Origin of the sequence: Staphylococcus sp. HMSC068C09 (genome assembly GCF_001813735.1) — a bacterium.
GTDB lineage: Bacteria > Bacillota > Bacilli > Staphylococcales > Staphylococcaceae > Staphylococcus > Staphylococcus hominis.
Genome location: NZ_KV813721.1, coordinates 1 through 16,729, shown reverse-complemented (window position 1 = coordinate 16,729; position 16,729 = coordinate 1). Strand labels below are relative to the sequence as shown.

The following is a 16,729-nucleotide window of genomic DNA, read 5'->3' as shown; positions in this document are numbered from 1 at the left end:
GCTTTTTCTTCCAAATTTGATATAAAATCGGGGCATATTCTTGAACCCCAAAAAATATGTAATACTAATATTCTATCCATAAAAAGTATGCGCTTAATATTAATTAAAACCTATTATCAGTAGTGTATATCAATATATATTATGAAACTGTTGACATAAGAAAAGATTATAGGTAGTTAAAATATATATCTTATACATAATCAATAAAAGTTGAATTTAATGTATTTGACATAGAGGAATTTTTTTACATTTCTTTTTCGTTAACTCAGCATATCTTGTAGTTCACTATATTGGAAAGTATTTATTATAAAATATTTCTATGTTTTTGCTAAGTCTTGTCTTTCTATATTTTCGAGTACTAATAAAAAAACTTTCTCACTAATATTTAATGTTTTAAAGATCACTTTACTTTCCTCTTTAATCGACATTATTATATTATGTTCTATATCTTGAAACAACATTTACTATCTCTTATTTATCTAGATGACGATATAAAGTTGCTCTACTTATGTTTGTTTTTTCTTTTATTTCATCTAGAGTGTAATTTTTGCTCATATACATTTCTATAGCATCTCTAAGATTTTTATCATCTCGTTTGGGTCTGCCTAACTTTTTTCCTTCTTTTGTATAATTTTCTAATCCAACGCGTGTCCTAAATTTAACAACATCACTTTGAAAGTCTGTAATATCATGTAGTATTTCTAAAAATTCTCCTTGAATATTTTTATAAATATATCGGTTTAAATTAATTACATATAAAGATATATCCTTCTGTGAAAGATAATCTAATATATCTACTAATTGTTTCGTAGAATCTGCAAGTATACATAAATCTGTAATATATACTGCATCCCCCGAGACCAACTTCTTTTTTAAAAGAAGGTCTAATTCATTTCTTTTTTTATTATTAGCATGACTTTCCTCAACTATTTTTTTTGTATAGGTTTCTATTTTCTTTTTTTGTTCGTTTAAATCATCGTTTATTGTAACAGGTCTGATATAACCGTATTTCATTTACTTGCACCACCCTATAGCTAAAGTATAACAGGAAAGTTTCATTAAAGGGTACACATATGAAACTTTTCTGTTATACTTTACAATATAATTAAATAAAAAGGAGAGTAAGTTATGGTTGAAAAATTAAAACATGAATGGTTTAACCAGCCAGGTAAAAATATACTTGCCGGTATCGTGGTTGCCTTAGCTTTAATCCCTGAAGCTATCGCATTTTCAATTATTGCTGGCGTAGATCCAATGGTTGGTTTGTATGCTTCATTTATCATCGCTGTTGTTACTGCTATTGTTGGTGGTAGACCTGCAATGATATCAGGTGCAACAGGGGCTGTTGCCTTATTAGTTACACCACTTGTGAAAGATTATGGTGTAGAATATCTTTTAGCTGCCACGATATTAATGGGAGTAATTCAATTAGTTTTAGGCCTTCTCAAAGTGGGGCGTTTAATGAAATTTATACCTCATTCCGTCATGATAGGTTTTGTAAATGCATTAGGTATTATGATTTTCATGTCCCAAATAGAACATATCTTCGGTATTTCAATCTCAACTTATATATATGTAATTGTAACATTACTCATTGTATATATAATCCCTAAATTTTTCAAAGCAATACCTGCACCATTAATAGCTATCATCGTATTGACTGCTCTTTATATGTATACAGGTTCTGACGTGAGAACTGTTGGTGATTTAGGAAATATTAAGCAAGCTTTACCGCACTTTTTAATTCCTAATGTTCCCTTTAATTTAGAAACACTTCAAATCATTTTTCCATACTCGCTATCTATGGCTATTGTAGGTCTAGTAGAAAGTTTACTTACTGCTAAAATTGTAGATGATGCAACAGACACTTATAGTAGTAAAAACAGAGAATCTCGTGGCCAAGGCATTGCTAATATGATTACAGGATTATTCGGTGGTATGGGAGGTTGTGCCATGATTGGACAATCTGTAATCAATGTCAAATCAGGTGCAAACAGTAGATTATCTACTTTTTCTGCTGGTGTTGTCTTAATATTCATGATTATTGTTCTTGGAGGACTTGTTGTTCAAATTCCAATGCCAATTTTAGCAGGTATTATGGTTATGGTTTCGATTGGTACATTTGATTGGAATTCTTTTAAATATATTCAAAAAGCACCAAAAACAGATGCAGTTGTTATGATACTTACAGTGATAATTGTACTGATGACACATAACTTAGCTCTCGGCGTGGTCGTAGGTGTTATTTTCAGTGCTTTATTCTTTGCTACTAAAATATCAAAAGTAGAAGTAACATCTGAGAAGTTTGGTAAAACTAACCGTTTATCTTTTAAAGGTCAAATCTTTTTTGTTTCTATTGACTCTATGATGGATCAAATTAGCTTTAATATTGAAAATAGTATTATAGAATTAAACTTTAATAATGCTCATTTATGGGATGATTCAGCAGTAGATGCTATTGATACAATGGTAAGGAAGTTCGAAGAAAAAAATAACATTGTTCATGTAGAAAAACTAAATTCAGATAGTCGTAAAATAGTCTCAGAATTAAGCAAACTAAATGAAAATCATTTAAACTAAGGAGTGTTGTTTATGTATAAATCAATTTTATTAGCAGCCGATGGGTCAGAAAATAGTTTACGTTCAGCACAGGAAGTTTTGAACTTTATAGATGAAAATACTATAGTTACTTTAATTACAGTTGTAAATGTTGAAGAATCGAAAACAGATGTTTTACATGGTAAACAAGGACATAGTTTAACAAATGAAAGAGAAGACAAATTATCCAGTATAACTGAACTATTTGTAGAACATAATGTAAATTATGAAGTAAAAATTGCACATGGTCTTCCTGCAGAAACAGTGGTTTCAGTTGCTAATAGTGGTAAATATCAAGCAATTGTTTTAGGGTCTCGTGGTCTAAATAGTTTACAAGAAATGGTATTGGGTAGCGTCAGTCACAAAGTGGCTAAACGTTCAAAAATTCCCGTTATCATTGTAAAATAGTCTGTCTAACTCAATCCATAAAAGGATTGAGTTTTATTTTGAGACGACTAAGGGTACCTTAGTAATTTAATAAAGTCTATTTTACAATATAAAAAAACAATACACAGTAATGTGTATTGTTAATTATTTCAGTATATAAACTTTAACGTAATCATAATTTCAAATAACATTTTAAGATATTTATTTTTGTTCACATAATTACTGATTATAGGTAGTAAGTTTGTATAATATATCATTTATTGTCTTTCCTCTTTATAAAAAAAAGCAGAGCTATTGTAATTATTAAGATTACTAAAGTTATCAACAAAGATTTTTCTATATCATTAATTAAAAAAAGCAATATCATAAAATTGGAATTATTAGTATCATTAGCGAAAAGAACTTATTCAATTTAAAGTCATCCTTTCAACATTTTTATTTTCTTTGGTAATTCCTTAAAGTCATTAATATTAATAAAAGTACTATATTTATAATATTGATTTATCACAGTTTATTTTTTCAAAATACAATAGTTCTGATAATACAATATTACTTTCAATATTAGTCTGTTTAATATATTATTTTATATTAATTATAATTTGTTTAGTTATTTTTAAATATAATAGGAGGAATTATTATGAAAAATTTTAACTATACTGATACAGGAGATAAAATTATAATAGAAATGTCTTTTCCTCAAAAATTCTCTTTCGTAGGGAGAGCCGATTCAGTATTTAAAAAACTACTAGAAGATAATAATGCTAAAATAACAAAATCTGATAAAGAGTAAATTGAATTTAGAAATATTATTATATAAAATAAGTGGCTAATATCTAGCCACTTATTTTTTCGCAGAAAAAATCTTAAGGGGCTTGGGGATATTCCCCAACAAGCCGGCGACGCTACCACGTATGTGGCTAGCAAAGCCAGTGCTTGCCAAACCACTATATTACTTTAATAACCTTTACATATTTTATATGCTTAGGTTATTCAAGTAATAACTTTCGAAGAAAGCGTGGTGGGAATGAATGAGTGAACGAGACACATTTGTGGCTAGCGACGATGCTGTTAAGAAAAACCGTAAACCTAACCGTAAGGAGCGTAAACAAATTAGTTTTCGAGTGAACGAAGGCGAATATTTAAAGTTACAACAATCTGCGGAAACTTTAAATATGAGTGTGCCTGCTTTCGTTAAGAAAAAGGCACAGGGAAGTCGATTGGTCGCACCAAAATTTGATAAAGAAACGCGACAATCGATAGCTAAGGATTTAAGCAAGCTAGGATCAAATGCTAATCAAATTGCTAAATATTGTAACTAACATCAATATGAGGCGCCGAATTATGAAGCATTAGAATATAATATCGAAGAATTACGTAGAAGGTTGGATGAAATATGGAAAGTCCTAAAATAAATATGATTTTAAGTCTAATTTTATTTATTGTCTGTTTAATTATGATTAGCTATTTTATTTTTTATGCACATCAATTTTGGGCAAGTATCTTTTTTTTACTTTTAGCCTTTATAGATGTTATTAAATGCTATACATCTTATAAAGAAATGAAAGAACGTGATATAAATGGCCACAGCTAAAATAAGTTCAACGAAATCAACGTCACGGGCTATTAATTACGCTGAAAAACGGGCTGAAGAAAAAAGTGGCTTAAATTGTGACATAGACTATGCCAAGGGAAGTTTCAAAGCGACACGTGAACTGTATGGAAAAACGGGTGGCAACGAAGGTCATGTGGTTATCCAGTCATTTAAGTCTGGCGAAGTAACACCAGCACAATGTAATCAACTTGGAATGGAATTAGCCGAGAAGATAGCACCTAATCATCAAGACAAGAAGAAACTCGTTTTCAACTCGTTTCAAAACAAAGACAAAGGAGATAATTATGAGTCAATTTAACCGAATTTTTGACGGTAACAATTATTTCGAATGTGATAAATGTGGAAGTTTAGCAACCATCGATGAAGATGGGAAGTTAATGCGAATGATTACGAATATACAAGGTTTGCCAGTAATTTACGAAGAAAAAAATAAAGAATCGTTTATAGATGAAAACGGAAACTTAAAATGCGACTGTAGTGATTAAAAAATTTAATATCGCTTTATTCCAATTGCTTTATTGACGTTGAGCCTCGGAACCCTTAACAATCCCCAAAACTTGTCGAATGGTCGACTTAATAGCTCATGCTATGCCGACATTCGTCTACAAGTTTAGTTAAGAGTTCTTCTCAACTTCAATAAATTTTCTCGGCATAAATGCGTGTCTAATCTTTTTTAGAACGACTAATCAAAAAATAATCTAAAAAATCACAAACCAAAATTAAAAAAATAAAAAAGCCTAAATACTCTCTCGATTTGTGAGAAAGTATTTAGGCTTTTTGAATTAATAAATTTCTTACTTCTTATGTTTATTTAACAATTAGTACTGGGACAGAACTTCTTTTAGCAATCTTATGTGTAACATCTCCTAAAACATGTTTAATATTCAAATCGACTCTATGATTACTCATAATTACTAAATCAAATTCACCATTATTTATATCTCCAGAAGTAATTTTTTCTAAGATTGTATCTTTAATATGCCCAAAATCTACATCTATTTTATATTGAATACCTCTTTTTTCTAATTCACGTAAAAATGGAGTGAGTTTTTTTTCTTTTTCTCTAATAATATCTTCTTTATGCTTATTATAATACTTTATACTAATTGCAAGATCATTTTCTGTTACAACGTGATAAATTACAACAACTGAATCTTCATCGGTGACTTTTTCTAAATAGTCAGGGATAGCACTAAAATCATTTTCGAAATCATAGGGTAATAATATATTTTTGAACATCTACACCAGCCTCCTATTACTTATTATTTAGATGTCTATTACTTATATATACCCTGAATATATATACTTATTCTGGTTCTGTTGCAAAGTGAAAAATATAGCTAACCACTATTTGAAATTTTAAGATACTTTTTTAGAGCATTTAGAGAGATTTATAGAATAATAAACAGGTTAAAAAGTAATAGGAAAAATAGGATTTGGATAAAAAAATCAATCCTATTTATAGCATTGACGTCGACTGAAGCCTATGAAATCAACTAAAATAATAGTATTCAGACAATTTAAAGTGGTCTTGTAACAATTGTAAATAGTATGCAATATTAGAGGTTATAGTATCGATAAATTCTTATTCAATATTAACTATAAGTATTGTTATATCAGCGTTTATGATAATTTTAAAAAGAGCACTTAATTAAAAGAAAATAGAGATATAGATGTATTCTAATATTGATTGGACCATTTCAATTAATATTATTAAATAAGCAGTTAACATAAGTGATAATTATCAGAAGTTCCGTCACTATAAAACTAATTATTATCCATTTTTATCCTTTCTTTAAGATTGAGAGATAGTAAAAAAGTTAACTACACTTGTAGCTAACTTTTTTTGTTCGAAGAAAATAAAAATGCACCTAAGAATAATAAAGGAAAAATAACGAATAAACGAGTAATAAAAAAGTTGGTAGGTAAAAATATATAAATAATAAAAGATAATATGAAACAAAGAAAATATATTTTTTTATTTGTACTCATGTCATCACATCTCCAGTATTATTGTATTATAACTTTTTTAATTGTTCTTTAGGTTGCCAATCTCCGCTATTAGTTCAGAACATTATCTAAAGATTGCTACCAATCTAAAAATATAATACTAATGTAGGAGGCTAATAGATAAATGATAACTTTTATATACCAACTTATTTTATTTTTTATAATTATAGGAACGTATGCTTTAATGCGTGGAGGATATATGGATATTGAATGGAATTTTTTATTATCTATGTATGGCATGTTCGTTGGATACTTGGTAATGTTCTATTTTTCGATTTATACTAATACTGACTTTAGTAGAAGAACAATAAAAATAATAGCAACAATCAGTATTATTTTAATGACTATTATCTTAGTTATTTTAGGACATTTGTTGTTTATTTTATTAACAGAATAAAGATACAAAAGGGCTTTTCTAGACATGAATATATAATCTACTTTTTATTTTTATATAGATAATTACCAATAAATTCTACTAAAAAATGAATAATTGTACCTAAAATAATAGCTGATAAACAAAGTAAGGTGATACTATAATTGTCGCTTAATGAAAATAAAAAATACAATAAAATCAAAACTCCAACTAATGTTATTTTAAAAGTCTTTTTATCTACTTTTGCCATCTCCTTTTCTAAGTTTAAGTTAACAATAAATAATATTTATTATCATTTATGATTATCAAAAGTTATGTTAATGGAATAAATTAATAAACTTTTCATTAATAGAACAATAATATAGATGTCATACAGCTGAGACGTTTGAGCGTCTCAGCTTTTTGCATAATAAAAGAGCAGTTATAATCGATTGTTATTATGACAAATGTAATAGTTAAAATCACACACAGAATGTGCTTAACACGTCATATCACATATTTAAAAGGAAGTGAGTGACTTAATAAATATATTCAAGATAAGTTATAACTACAGATTATTTCATTTGTATATTTATATCATTTTGTCGATTATTTCATAATGTGTAAGATAGATATATTTTGAAGTAATTAAGTAAAAAATAAACAAATTTTTCAATTTAATTTAAAAATTTAAAAAATTCCGTGAAATATATTTCGTTTTTTAGTAAACTGTCTACTAAGGAAGAAAGTAAGTAGTGAGATATTGTTTGATTTGAAGCCATACCTCACATCTAAATTAAATATAAGGGGATGACAGTAGATTATGGATTTATTAATTGGTACGTTGTTTTTAGTTTTAGTCTTAGTGATTTTTACGTTATTTACATATAAAGCACCTAGTGGTATGCGTGCGATGGGAGCTTTAGCTAATGCAGCCATTGCGACATTTTTAGTAGAAGCTTTTAACAAATATGTAGGTGGAGAAGTATTTGGTATTAAATTTTTAGAACAACTAGGTGACGCTGCGGGAGGTCTTGGTGGTGTCGCTGCTGCTGGGTTAACTGCCTTAGCTATTGGTGTTTCACCTGTGTATGCATTAGTTATCGGAGCTGCTTGTGGTGGTTTAGACTTACTTCCAGGGTTCTTTGCTGGGTATATTGTAGGTTATCTTATGAAATATACAGAAAAATATGTTCCAGATGGTGTAGATCTTATTGGTTCAATCGTTCTTCTTGCACCACTTGCACGTTTAATTGCGACGGGTTTAACGCCAGTAGTGAATAATACATTACTAAAAATTGGTGACATTATTAAAAGTAGTACGGACACAAATCCAATTATTATGGGGATTATTCTTGGAGGCATTATTACGGTTGTAGGTACAGCACCGTTAAGTTCAATGGCTTTAACCGCATTACTTGGTTTAACTGGCGTGCCAATGGCCATTGGTGCTATGGCTGCATTTAGTTCGGCATTTATGAATGGTACGCTGTTCCATCGTTTAAAATTAGGAGATCGTAAGTCAACGATTTCAGTAAGTATTGAACCGTTATCTCAAGCTGATATTGTCTCTGCTAATCCGATACCAGTGTATGTGACAAACTTCTTTGGAGGAGCTGTTGCAGGTTTAATTATCGCTTTATCTGGTATGATCAATGACGCAACAGGTACAGCAACACCCATTGCAGGATTCTTAGTGATGTTTGGTTTTAATAGTCCAATGAAAGTGATTATCTATGGTGTTGTAATGGCCATTGTGGGTGGTTTAGCAGGTTTTCTTGGTTCTCTTGTATTCAAAAAATATCCGATTGTTACAAAACAAGATATGATAGATCGTGAAGCAAAAAGAAAAGTTAAAACAGCATAAATATGAGTGACTTCTTTGTCAAAATATGGCAAAGAAGTTTTTTGTTGTATGTTTTAAATTTTCTATCTTATGTTTTTTGTGTAATAATATAATAAAAAGTTACACATATTGTAACGTTCATACACATCATGTGTATTGAATTTTAAATGCTAAATCTCTGACAAAGGAGTGGGCTAAGATGCAAAATTTAAGAAATAGAAAATTTTTAACATTACTTGATTTTTCAAAAAAAGAAATGGAATTCTTACTTAATCTCTCTGAAGATTTAAAACGTGCAAAATATGCTGGTATTGAACAACAAAAACTTAAAGGTAAAAATATCGCTTTAATTTTCGAAAAAAATTCTACACGCACACGTTGTGCGTTTGAAACAGCAGCTTATGATCAAGGTGCTCATGTGACGTATCTTGGGCCTACAGGTACACAAATGGGAGTAAAAGAAACGGCTAAAGATACGGCTCGGGTTTTTGGGGGGGTGTATGACGGGATCGAATATCGCGGATTTTCTCAACGTACTATTGAAGAAATTGCAGAATATGCGGGTGTTCCGGTTTGGAATGGTTTAACGAATGAAGATCATCCAACACAAGTGCTTGCTGATTTTTTAACTGCAAAAGAAGTATTAAAAAAACCTTATGAAGACATTCATTTCACATATATTGGTGATGGACGCAATAATATGGCAAATGCATTGATGCAAGGCGCAGCTATTATGGGAATGACATTCCATCTTGTGTGTCCGAAAGAGTTAAGACCTAAAGATGAGTTACTAAAAACATGTCAGTCATTGGCTGATAAAAACGGCGGTACTATTTTAGTGACTGACAATATTGACCAAGGGGTGAAAGGATCGGATGTGATTGCTACAGATGTGTGGGTATCGATGGGTGAACCTGACGATACTTGGGAAGAACGTATTAAATTATTAGAACCTTATCGTGTAACAAAAGAATTAATAGAAAAAACAGGCAATCCACATACCATTTTTGAACACTGTTTACCTGCTTTCCATAATGCAGAAACAGAAATTGGTAAACAAATTAAAGAAAAATATGGTTTGAATGAAATGGAAGTCACAGATGAGGTCTTCGAAAGTGATCGTTCTGTTGTCTTTCAAGAAGCCGAAAACAGAGCACATACGATTAAAGCAGTAATGGTGGCAACTTTAGGCGAATAGAGAAAAAAGGGGGACCTATGGATGTCTAAAATCGTGGTCGCATTAGGTGGCAATGCTTTAGGGGAATCACCGAAAGAACAATTAGAGCTTGTAAAAGGAACAGCTCAATCATTAGTTGGTTTAATAAACAAAGGATATGAAGTTGTCATTAGTCATGGGAATGGACCACAAGTGGGAAGTATTAATTTAGGATTAAATTATGCAGCAGAACATGAACAAGGCCCGCCTTTCCCATTCCCTGAATGTGGCGCAATGAGTCAGGCGTATATTGGCTATCAAATGCAAGAAAGCTTACTTAACGAACTCCATACTTTAGGTATCAATAAAGAAGTTGTAACACTCGTAACACAAGTCGAAGTAGCGAGCGATGATCCAGCGTTTCAACATCCAACGAAACCTATTGGCTTATTTTATACAGAAGAACAAGCAGATAAAATGAGACAAGAAAAAGGATATACATTTATGGAGGATGCAGGACGTGGGTATCGTCGCGTTGTGCCTTCTCCTCAACCTATTAATATTGTTGAACTTGATAGTATTGAAACACTCATTAAACATGGCACGCTTGTCATTGCAGCTGGTGGTGGCGGTATCCCAGTTGTTAAGGAACAAAGTGGTCGTTATCAAGGTGTCGATGCAGTCATTGATAAAGATAAGACAAGTGCATTACTTGCAGCTCATTTACAATCGGATCAATTAATTATTTTAACAGCTGTTGATTATGTTTATATTAATTACGGAAAAGACAATCAAGAAGGACTAGGTGACGTCACAGTCGATGATATGAAAGGATATATTGCCGATAATCAATTTGCGAAAGGCAGTATGTTGCCAAAAGTAGAAGCAGCTCTTCAATTTATTGAAAAGAATCCCAAAGGTAGTGTGTTGATTACTTCTTTATCAGGTTTAAATGATGCGCTAGAAGGTAAAATTGGTACACGTATTACAAAATAAATAGTTATATTAAATCGCTTGAGCCTAATATATGTATTTTACATATGTAGGCTCAAGTTTTTTTATGAGTTACTCAAATATCTAATAGTTACAAGTTCTACTTCGGATTGTCTGAGGTTATATTCATAGACCATTTCATTTTAAAACATCCTTTGATTTAATCAAAGAATAATGTAAACTTATTATTATATAAAGTTTACAATTATGAGTTTTATTAGTGTATTTTAAAAGATAGGAGTGACAAACATCATGACATTAAATCTAGCAGAACGTGTATTGAATGGAGAAGCGTTAACTAAAGAAGAGTGTCTAAGTCTATTTCAAGACGAAACGATTGATACGTTTGAATTATTAAATGAAGCCTATATAGTAAGAAAACATTATTACGGTAAAAAAGTAAAACTGAATATGATTTTAAACGCGAAAAGTGGCATATGTCCGGAAGATTGTGGTTACTGTGGTCAATCTGTCAAAATGAAAGAAAAACAACGTTATGCTTTAGTGGACCAAGAACAAATTAAAGCAGGGGCACAAGTCGCGACAGACCATAAAATTGGAACGTATTGTATTGTAATGAGTGGACGTGGTCCTTCGAATAAAGAAGTAAATCATATTTGTGATACGGTAGAAGATATTAAAGCTATTCATCCACAACTTAAAATTTGTGCGTGTTTAGGTTTAGTCGATGATGAACAAGCGACACAATTAAAAGAAGCCGGTGTTGATCGCTATAATCATAATTTAAATACAAGTGAACGTTACCATGAGGAAGTTGTTTCAACACATACATATGAAGATAGAGTGAATACGGTTGAAATTATGAAAGAACATAATATTTCACCATGTTCTGGTGTGATTTGTGGCATGGGAGAAACAGATGAAGATATTATCGATATGGCATTTGCGTTAAAAGAGATTGATGCAGACAGTATTCCAGTAAACTTCTTACATCCGATTAAAGGTACCAAGTTTGGTGGGTTAGACTTGTTATCTCCAACAAAGTGTCTACGTATCTTAGCTCTGTTTCGATTGATTAATCCTACTAAAGAAATTCGAATTGCGGGTGGTCGTGAAGTCAATTTACGTTCACTTCAAGCAACTGCACTTCAAGCAGCCAATTCTATCTTTGTAGGCGATTATTTAGTAACAGGCGGACAACCTAATGAGCTTGATTACCAAATGATTGAAGATATGGGATTTGAGATAGACGGGTAGTGAACATATTATAAAACACCTTCTAGCAGTTTTGGTTAGAAGGTGTTTTATTTAATATCTATTTTTCAGTATTTTTTCTTGCTTTATACGCATGAGTTGCTGCTGCACTTGCATTTTGAGAAGCTTCTGCGGCATTTTCATTGGCTGCTCTAGCGCTATGTGCCGCTCTTTCTGCCCATATTGCAGATGCTTGGGAATTGGATGCTGCTAATTCTGACGCGTATTTTGCTGCTTTAGCATCTACACTTGTTTGAGTAACAGTAGAAAGAATTTGTTGTTGTTGCCCTTCCATACGTGCTTGATGTGATTCTGTTTCATATAAATTAATGGCTTCCTTTAAAGTATCAGCGCGTTGGTTATAAAGATAACTAAACATTGAACGTAAAGAATGAATGTGAGTATAAGCTTTTGGAATACGTTGTTGGGCTTTAGAAGCTGCTACAGTGTGGTGTATATCAGTTAATGTGTGTTGATGACGTTGAATATTATGTTGATGCTGTTGAATATCGGGTTGATCTTTCAGCTCTTTTTCAGCTTTTTTATATCCTTTCGATTTAGTAATTGATTTGTTTTCAGGTCTGATATTTTTATTTTTGACGAACCAGACGATAAGTAAAATGAGTCCAATCATCATAAGGCTAGTTGAGTGATAGATAAACAATGATATGAGTATCATCACAAGACTCGGTAATAATAATATTAACATGTTTTTCTTTTTGACTTGTTTTAATGTTAAGTGTTTTATCTCTTGTTCTTCTTGACGAATGAGTTTATTTTGAAACTCTTTTTGATCATGTGCTTTAATTAATAATGCGATATCTGACATTAACTGTTCTTTTGTTTGATACATATATTAACTACTCCTTATTCCATATTGAAATCTGAGAATTTAACTTGTGTAACGTCTTTATCTTTAGGTGAGAGGTCAACGAGTTTTTGATGTTTATTATCTAATTTAATCATTGTATATTTATAATCGTCATCATCCGCATCATCTCCTCTAAGGGCTGAAGGATTTGCTGTAAAGGTTCCAATATACTCTACATTTTTAGTGGGATATTGAGATTGACCTGTTTCAACGCTTGTATAAAACATAAAACTATCTTTGTCGGTAGCGGATTGATTCATCGCCTTACCAATATCATTTTGGAAATCTTTTTTAGAAATGTTATTTGTAGTTAGTAATGTGAATAAAGGTTTTCCGTTATCTGTGGTTAATTCTATATAGCTTTTAACATCTTGATAAGGTGTTTCGTCATAGTCAACGTCTTTACTATCTAGTGTTTTTTTGACTTCGTTGGCATCTAACTTACTAATTAAGCTAGGTGGAATTTCTAAAGAATCATCGAATGCAATCATTTTCATCTTGCCGGCTTTCGTGAGGTATATCCAATCTACTTTTGATTCTCCATTGGAATTACTTACGGTATATAAAAAGTGTTCCTTTTTATCATTAATAATATCTTTAATAGAAATATCTTTTTTATGTTCGATACTTTGGCTACATCCTGTCAGTGAAAAAGTGAATATTGCTAAGCTCATTATGATGAGGAAAGGTTTGAATTTTTTCATAGTAACAACTCCTTAATAAAATTTTTAAAATGAACATGTAGGATGTATATATTACAACCTACATGTTATGAGGTCATACTTCATTTCTTAGATAAATCATTTGTAGTTTGATAAGTTCTACGGTGAATTGTTTTAATAGATGATCAGGAGAAATCAATCGTAACGAGCGATGATATTGAAAACATAAGTCAATTGCTTCATTAGGATTTAAATTCATTTGAACGTCATATGTTTTATCGTTTTTATTTAAAATTTTAATGTCATCACGTATTTTTAACGTTTCGTATAGCTTAAATGTCACTTCATATGTCACTTGAACACGTAAGTCATCTTGATGTGAATATTTAGGAGAACGTTTAATAAAGTAGCTATTTTTACTTTGTTCAAATTGAATTTGTAACTCAAGATCTGAGTGCAGCGTTGATTCATATAGATAATGTCGAATATTATCTATATCTCGTTGAATCGTTCTAGGATTCACATTAAATTCTGTTGCAAGTTCTAATTTGTTGACTGTTTCATTTTTTAATAATTTATCGTAGATATTTAATACTCTAAATGCTTGTTCCATAGGCGAAAGCTTCCTTTCACAAAACCTAAATTTATTATAAGAAACGACCTTAGACATGATAGGTCATTTCTTTAAAAGTTTTTATTTTATAAAAATTGTATTTTTCGCTTTAAATGGCGTACTATTTAAATTTGAAAATTTAAGTTAGTTATATCGTGTCTAACCTAGTCATTTCCCAGGACATATGAATAAAGAATGAACCATTCTATTAATTCAGATGGATTAGTCGATATGAGTTTTAAATAAGGGCGTAGTGTATGATTTTGATTCAATTTGTGAAAGATTTTAGTGAAATTGCAGTTTAATAATGTTTCATCGTTAGTGCATGATTGACCAAATTCAATACGTTCATATTGAGCGATTATCGTTTGTGGCGTTTCATTTAGATTATTGAGTTCTGTAATGATTTCGTGATATATCATGTCATTCACCTCCATTTCTCACGTTGGAAACTAAAGGCGCCTGACAAGGCGACTTCTTTATTATTAGAAGGGGAGGTACTTTTAAGAAATAGAAATCAGCATAATGAAAAAAATGCCACTCTTATCAATTGAGGTAAGGGTGGCACGATGTTGAGATAAATTTAGAAATGGTATATAAAAGTCTCGCGCATTCATGCGCGAGACTTTTTGTCATTGATATTTCTTCTTTATCCTGATATCAAATCTTTTTCATTTATAGAATAGTCTTGTTTGAGAAGAATATATATAATCATTTAATGACGTTTTTGAAAATTTTTTCCAAAAGAAGAAATTGCCTAATGATGACAATATGAAATGATATAATATCTTTGAAATGATAAGAAATTTTATAGAAAAGAAGGGGTATCATGTCTCAATATGTCATTACAAATGGAAGAATTTATACGGAAGCACAAGTTATTGAAAAAGGGTATCTTGTCGTAGAAAATGGCAAAATTAGTGATATTCAAAAAGGTGATTATAAAGGTCATTTAAATCAAATAGATGTAGCAGGAAAGCATGTGTTACCAGGTTTTATCGATATTCATATTCATGGTGGCTATGGAGAAGATGCGATGGATGCATCGTATGACGGCTTAAATCATTTAGCTAAACAATTATTGTCTGAAGGTACAACAACATTTTTAGCAACAACGATGACGCAATCTGATGAGAATATTGAAAAAGCATTGAACAATATTGTCGCTTGTTATGAAAATCAAACGTTAGGTGAAGCGGCTGAAATCGGTGGCGTACATTTAGAAGGACCATTTATTTCTGAACACAAAGTAGGGGCACAAAACCCTAAATATGTACAACGTCCTACTGTTGAAAAAATTCGACATTTTCAAGAGGTAGCGAAAGGATTAATTAAAATCATTACTTTTGCCCCAGAAGTCGAAGGTGCTCATGAGACGTTAAATGAATTGCGTGATGATATCATCTTTTCAATGGGACATACTGTTGCCACATTTGAAGAAGCAAATGAAGCGGTAGAACGAGGTGCGAAACATGTAACGCATCTTTACAACGCTGCAACACCTTTTGAGCATCGTAATCCAGGTGTGTTTGGTGCCGCATGGACCAATCAAAGTTTAAACACTGAAATTATTGGTGATGGGATTCATTCACATCCTGCTGCTGTAGATATTGCATATAAGCAAAAAGGAGCTACTCACATGTATTTAATTACAGATGCCATGCGTGCCAAAGGTATGAAAGATGGTGAGTATGATTTAGGTGGACAAAATGTGATTGTTAAAGGGAAAGAAGCACGTTTAGAAAATGGCACACTTGCAGGCAGTATTTTAAAAATGAATGAAGGACTGCATAATTTAATTCAATTTACGCATGATAGTTTAGACCACTTATGGCGAGTGGCAAGTTTAAATCAAGCCATTGCACTTAATATTGATAAGCAAAAAGGAAGCTTAAGCATAGGAAAAGATGCAGATATCGTAATTGTAGACGACCATATACAAGTAGATACAACGATTAAATCAGGTACCATTCATCATTTTTAAGACTACTCGCATGGTGAAAAATGAATAATTTAGTATCTCTTTATCTTTTTAGGTTTATATATATGAAGTTTAGTGTATATACATAGTAAATCTACATAATATATGAATTCTAAGTAAAGGAGGGATAGATAATGCAAAATGATTTAAGATTTCCAAGTGCAAAAAATTTCTTTACTACTTTAGGATGGTTATCGGTCATTGCTTTATTAGCAGTTGTAGTAGTCAATGCGCTTTATAATAGTTCTTTTAAAAGTTGGTCAGATATCAGTGTGAATTTCACTCAAACGGATTTAATTTTCTTGATTACTTTCGCAATTATTGCGATAGTTTGTATTATTATTTCATTGCTTTTAAAATTATTTAAACATCCATAGGAAGTAAAGTTAATATATTAAAAGGAGGCTGGGACATAATTCCTAACAAAATAGCC

At 31.2% G+C, this 16,729-nt stretch carries 17 protein-coding genes and 3 pseudogenes; 13 read left to right on the top strand and 7 right to left on the bottom strand.

The features are described 5' to 3' along the window. Positions 1-471: 471 nt before the first annotated feature. On the bottom strand, positions 472-1,014 hold the full coding sequence (locus tag HMPREF2930_RS00455) for a recombinase family protein (RefSeq protein WP_002447401.1): 543 nt from the start codon (positions 1,012-1,014) through the stop codon (positions 472-474). Positions 1,015-1,128: 114 nt separating this feature from the next. On the opposite strand from HMPREF2930_RS00455, the gene HMPREF2930_RS00450 reads away from it, so the two are divergent. From HMPREF2930_RS00450 to HMPREF2930_RS00425, 6 genes and pseudogenes are all read left to right on the top strand, one after another. Beyond that, entirely contained in the window at positions 1,129-2,580 is a 1,452-nt protein-coding gene (locus tag HMPREF2930_RS00450) for a SulP family inorganic anion transporter (RefSeq protein WP_002447402.1), read from the top strand. A gap of 12 nt (positions 2,581-2,592) precedes the next feature. Next, positions 2,593-3,006, top strand: coding sequence for a universal stress protein (locus HMPREF2930_RS00445; RefSeq protein ID WP_002447403.1), 414 nt, complete (start codon positions 2,593-2,595; stop codon positions 3,004-3,006). Between the two features lie 616 nt (positions 3,007-3,622). After that, positions 3,623-3,775, top strand: coding sequence for a hypothetical protein (locus HMPREF2930_RS11480; RefSeq protein ID WP_017175576.1), 153 nt, complete (start codon positions 3,623-3,625; stop codon positions 3,773-3,775). A gap of 238 nt (positions 3,776-4,013) precedes the next feature. Then, positions 4,014-4,397, top strand: a pseudogene (gene mobC, locus HMPREF2930_RS00440) (plasmid mobilization relaxosome protein MobC). 165 nt (positions 4,398-4,562) lie between these two features. Next, positions 4,563-4,826 (top strand): annotated as a pseudogene (locus HMPREF2930_RS00430) (relaxase/mobilization nuclease domain-containing protein); the annotation flags it as partial. A 55-nt stretch (positions 4,827-4,881) separates the two neighbouring features. Then, positions 4,882-5,082, top strand: a complete 201-nt coding sequence (locus HMPREF2930_RS00425; RefSeq protein ID WP_017175580.1) for a hypothetical protein — start codon at positions 4,882-4,884, stop codon at positions 5,080-5,082. Positions 5,083-5,404: 322 nt separating this feature from the next. Here HMPREF2930_RS00425 and HMPREF2930_RS00420 read toward each other — a convergent pair whose 3' ends face one another. Next, positions 5,405-5,836, bottom strand: coding sequence for a universal stress protein (locus HMPREF2930_RS00420; RefSeq protein WP_017175581.1), 432 nt, complete (start codon positions 5,834-5,836; stop codon positions 5,405-5,407). Between the two features lie 895 nt (positions 5,837-6,731). Here HMPREF2930_RS00420 and HMPREF2930_RS00415 point away from each other — a divergent pair. Continuing rightward, positions 6,732-7,004 carry a hypothetical protein gene (locus tag HMPREF2930_RS00415; RefSeq protein WP_017175582.1) on the top strand — a complete coding sequence of 91 codons (273 nt, stop codon included), beginning with the start codon at positions 6,732-6,734 and terminating at the stop codon, positions 7,002-7,004. 777 nt (positions 7,005-7,781) lie between these two features. Here HMPREF2930_RS00415 and HMPREF2930_RS11690 read toward each other — a convergent pair. Beyond that, positions 7,782-7,865 (bottom strand): annotated as a pseudogene (locus HMPREF2930_RS11690) (hypothetical protein); the annotation flags it as partial. On the opposite strand from HMPREF2930_RS11690, the gene HMPREF2930_RS00410 reads away from it, so the two are divergent. From HMPREF2930_RS00410 to bioB, 4 genes are all read left to right on the top strand, one after another. Continuing rightward, positions 7,825-8,826 (top strand): PTS sugar transporter subunit IIC, encoded by a 1,002-nt coding sequence (locus HMPREF2930_RS00410; protein WP_231451771.1) that lies wholly within the window; start codon positions 7,825-7,827, stop codon positions 8,824-8,826. The pseudogene HMPREF2930_RS11690 and the gene HMPREF2930_RS00410 sit on opposite strands and share 41 nt — an antisense overlap. 178 nt (positions 8,827-9,004) lie before the next feature. Next, a complete protein-coding gene (gene argF, locus HMPREF2930_RS00405) occupies positions 9,005-10,003 on the top strand; it encodes an ornithine carbamoyltransferase (RefSeq protein ID WP_070597179.1) in 999 nt (332 codons plus the stop codon). A 21-nt stretch (positions 10,004-10,024) separates the two neighbouring features. After that, positions 10,025-10,957, top strand: coding sequence for a carbamate kinase (gene arcC, locus HMPREF2930_RS00400; RefSeq protein ID WP_017175585.1), 933 nt, complete (start codon positions 10,025-10,027; stop codon positions 10,955-10,957). Between the two features lie 249 nt (positions 10,958-11,206). Beyond that, positions 11,207-12,172 (top strand): biotin synthase BioB, encoded by a 966-nt coding sequence (bioB, locus tag HMPREF2930_RS00395; protein WP_017175586.1) that lies wholly within the window; start codon positions 11,207-11,209, stop codon positions 12,170-12,172. Positions 12,173-12,230: 58 nt separating this feature from the next. On the opposite strand, the gene HMPREF2930_RS00390 is transcribed toward bioB, so the two are convergent. The 4 genes from HMPREF2930_RS00390 to HMPREF2930_RS00375 all read right to left on the bottom strand — a co-directional run bounded on the left by HMPREF2930_RS00390 (position 12,231) and on the right by HMPREF2930_RS00375 (position 14,737). Continuing rightward, positions 12,231-13,022 (bottom strand): hypothetical protein, encoded by a 792-nt coding sequence (locus HMPREF2930_RS00390; protein WP_017175587.1) that lies wholly within the window; start codon positions 13,020-13,022, stop codon positions 12,231-12,233. A 14-nt stretch (positions 13,023-13,036) separates the two neighbouring features. Beyond that, complete coding sequence (locus tag HMPREF2930_RS00385) at positions 13,037-13,744, bottom strand: hypothetical protein (RefSeq protein WP_017175588.1); 708 nt, start codon at positions 13,742-13,744, stop codon at positions 13,037-13,039. 73 nt (positions 13,745-13,817) lie between these two features. After that, positions 13,818-14,315: an HTH domain-containing protein gene (locus HMPREF2930_RS00380; RefSeq protein WP_017175589.1), complete on the bottom strand. Its 498-nt coding sequence runs from the start codon at positions 14,313-14,315 to the stop codon at positions 13,818-13,820. Between the two features lie 164 nt (positions 14,316-14,479). After that, positions 14,480-14,737 (bottom strand): hypothetical protein, encoded by a 258-nt coding sequence (locus HMPREF2930_RS00375; protein ID WP_017175590.1) that lies wholly within the window; start codon positions 14,735-14,737, stop codon positions 14,480-14,482. 407 nt (positions 14,738-15,144) lie between these two features. Here HMPREF2930_RS00375 and nagA point away from each other — a divergent pair, with 407 nt between their 5' ends. Both nagA and HMPREF2930_RS00365 read left to right on the top strand, forming a co-directional pair. Beyond that, positions 15,145-16,299, top strand: coding sequence for an N-acetylglucosamine-6-phosphate deacetylase (gene nagA, locus HMPREF2930_RS00370; RefSeq protein ID WP_017175591.1), 1,155 nt, complete (start codon positions 15,145-15,147; stop codon positions 16,297-16,299). A 131-nt stretch (positions 16,300-16,430) separates the two neighbouring features. Continuing rightward, complete coding sequence (locus tag HMPREF2930_RS00365; RefSeq protein WP_017175592.1) at positions 16,431-16,673, top strand: hypothetical protein; 243 nt, start codon at positions 16,431-16,433, stop codon at positions 16,671-16,673. The last annotated feature ends 56 nt before the right edge of the window (positions 16,674-16,729 follow it).

Excerpts from the sequence above, each read along its gene's own strand:
- HMPREF2930_RS00455 (WP_002447401.1), bottom strand. The coding sequence starts at position 1,014 with ATGAAATACGGTTATATCAGACCTGTTACAATAAACGATGATTTAAAC.
- HMPREF2930_RS00450 (WP_002447402.1), top strand. The coding sequence starts at position 1,129 with ATGGTTGAAAAATTAAAACATGAATGGTTTAACCAGCCAGGTAAAAAT.
- HMPREF2930_RS00445 (WP_002447403.1), top strand. The coding sequence starts at position 2,593 with ATGTATAAATCAATTTTATTAGCAGCCGATGGGTCAGAAAATAGTTTA.
- HMPREF2930_RS11480 (WP_017175576.1), top strand. The coding sequence starts at position 3,623 with ATGAAAAATTTTAACTATACTGATACAGGAGATAAAATTATAATAGAA.
- HMPREF2930_RS00425 (WP_017175580.1), top strand. The coding sequence starts at position 4,882 with ATGAGTCAATTTAACCGAATTTTTGACGGTAACAATTATTTCGAATGT.
- HMPREF2930_RS00420 (WP_017175581.1), bottom strand. The coding sequence starts at position 5,836 with ATGTTCAAAAATATATTATTACCCTATGATTTCGAAAATGATTTTAGT.
- HMPREF2930_RS00415 (WP_017175582.1), top strand. The coding sequence starts at position 6,732 with ATGATAACTTTTATATACCAACTTATTTTATTTTTTATAATTATAGGA.
- argF (WP_070597179.1), top strand. The coding sequence starts at position 9,005 with ATGCAAAATTTAAGAAATAGAAAATTTTTAACATTACTTGATTTTTCA.
- arcC (WP_017175585.1), top strand. The coding sequence starts at position 10,025 with ATGTCTAAAATCGTGGTCGCATTAGGTGGCAATGCTTTAGGGGAATCA.
- bioB (WP_017175586.1), top strand. The coding sequence starts at position 11,207 with ATGACATTAAATCTAGCAGAACGTGTATTGAATGGAGAAGCGTTAACT.
- HMPREF2930_RS00390 (WP_017175587.1), bottom strand. The coding sequence starts at position 13,022 with ATGTATCAAACAAAAGAACAGTTAATGTCAGATATCGCATTATTAATT.
- HMPREF2930_RS00385 (WP_017175588.1), bottom strand. The coding sequence starts at position 13,744 with ATGAAAAAATTCAAACCTTTCCTCATCATAATGAGCTTAGCAATATTC.
- HMPREF2930_RS00380 (WP_017175589.1), bottom strand. The coding sequence starts at position 14,315 with ATGGAACAAGCATTTAGAGTATTAAATATCTACGATAAATTATTAAAA.
- HMPREF2930_RS00375 (WP_017175590.1), bottom strand. The coding sequence starts at position 14,737 with ATGATATATCACGAAATCATTACAGAACTCAATAATCTAAATGAAACG.
- nagA (WP_017175591.1), top strand. The coding sequence starts at position 15,145 with ATGTCTCAATATGTCATTACAAATGGAAGAATTTATACGGAAGCACAA.
- HMPREF2930_RS00365 (WP_017175592.1), top strand. The coding sequence starts at position 16,431 with ATGCAAAATGATTTAAGATTTCCAAGTGCAAAAAATTTCTTTACTACT.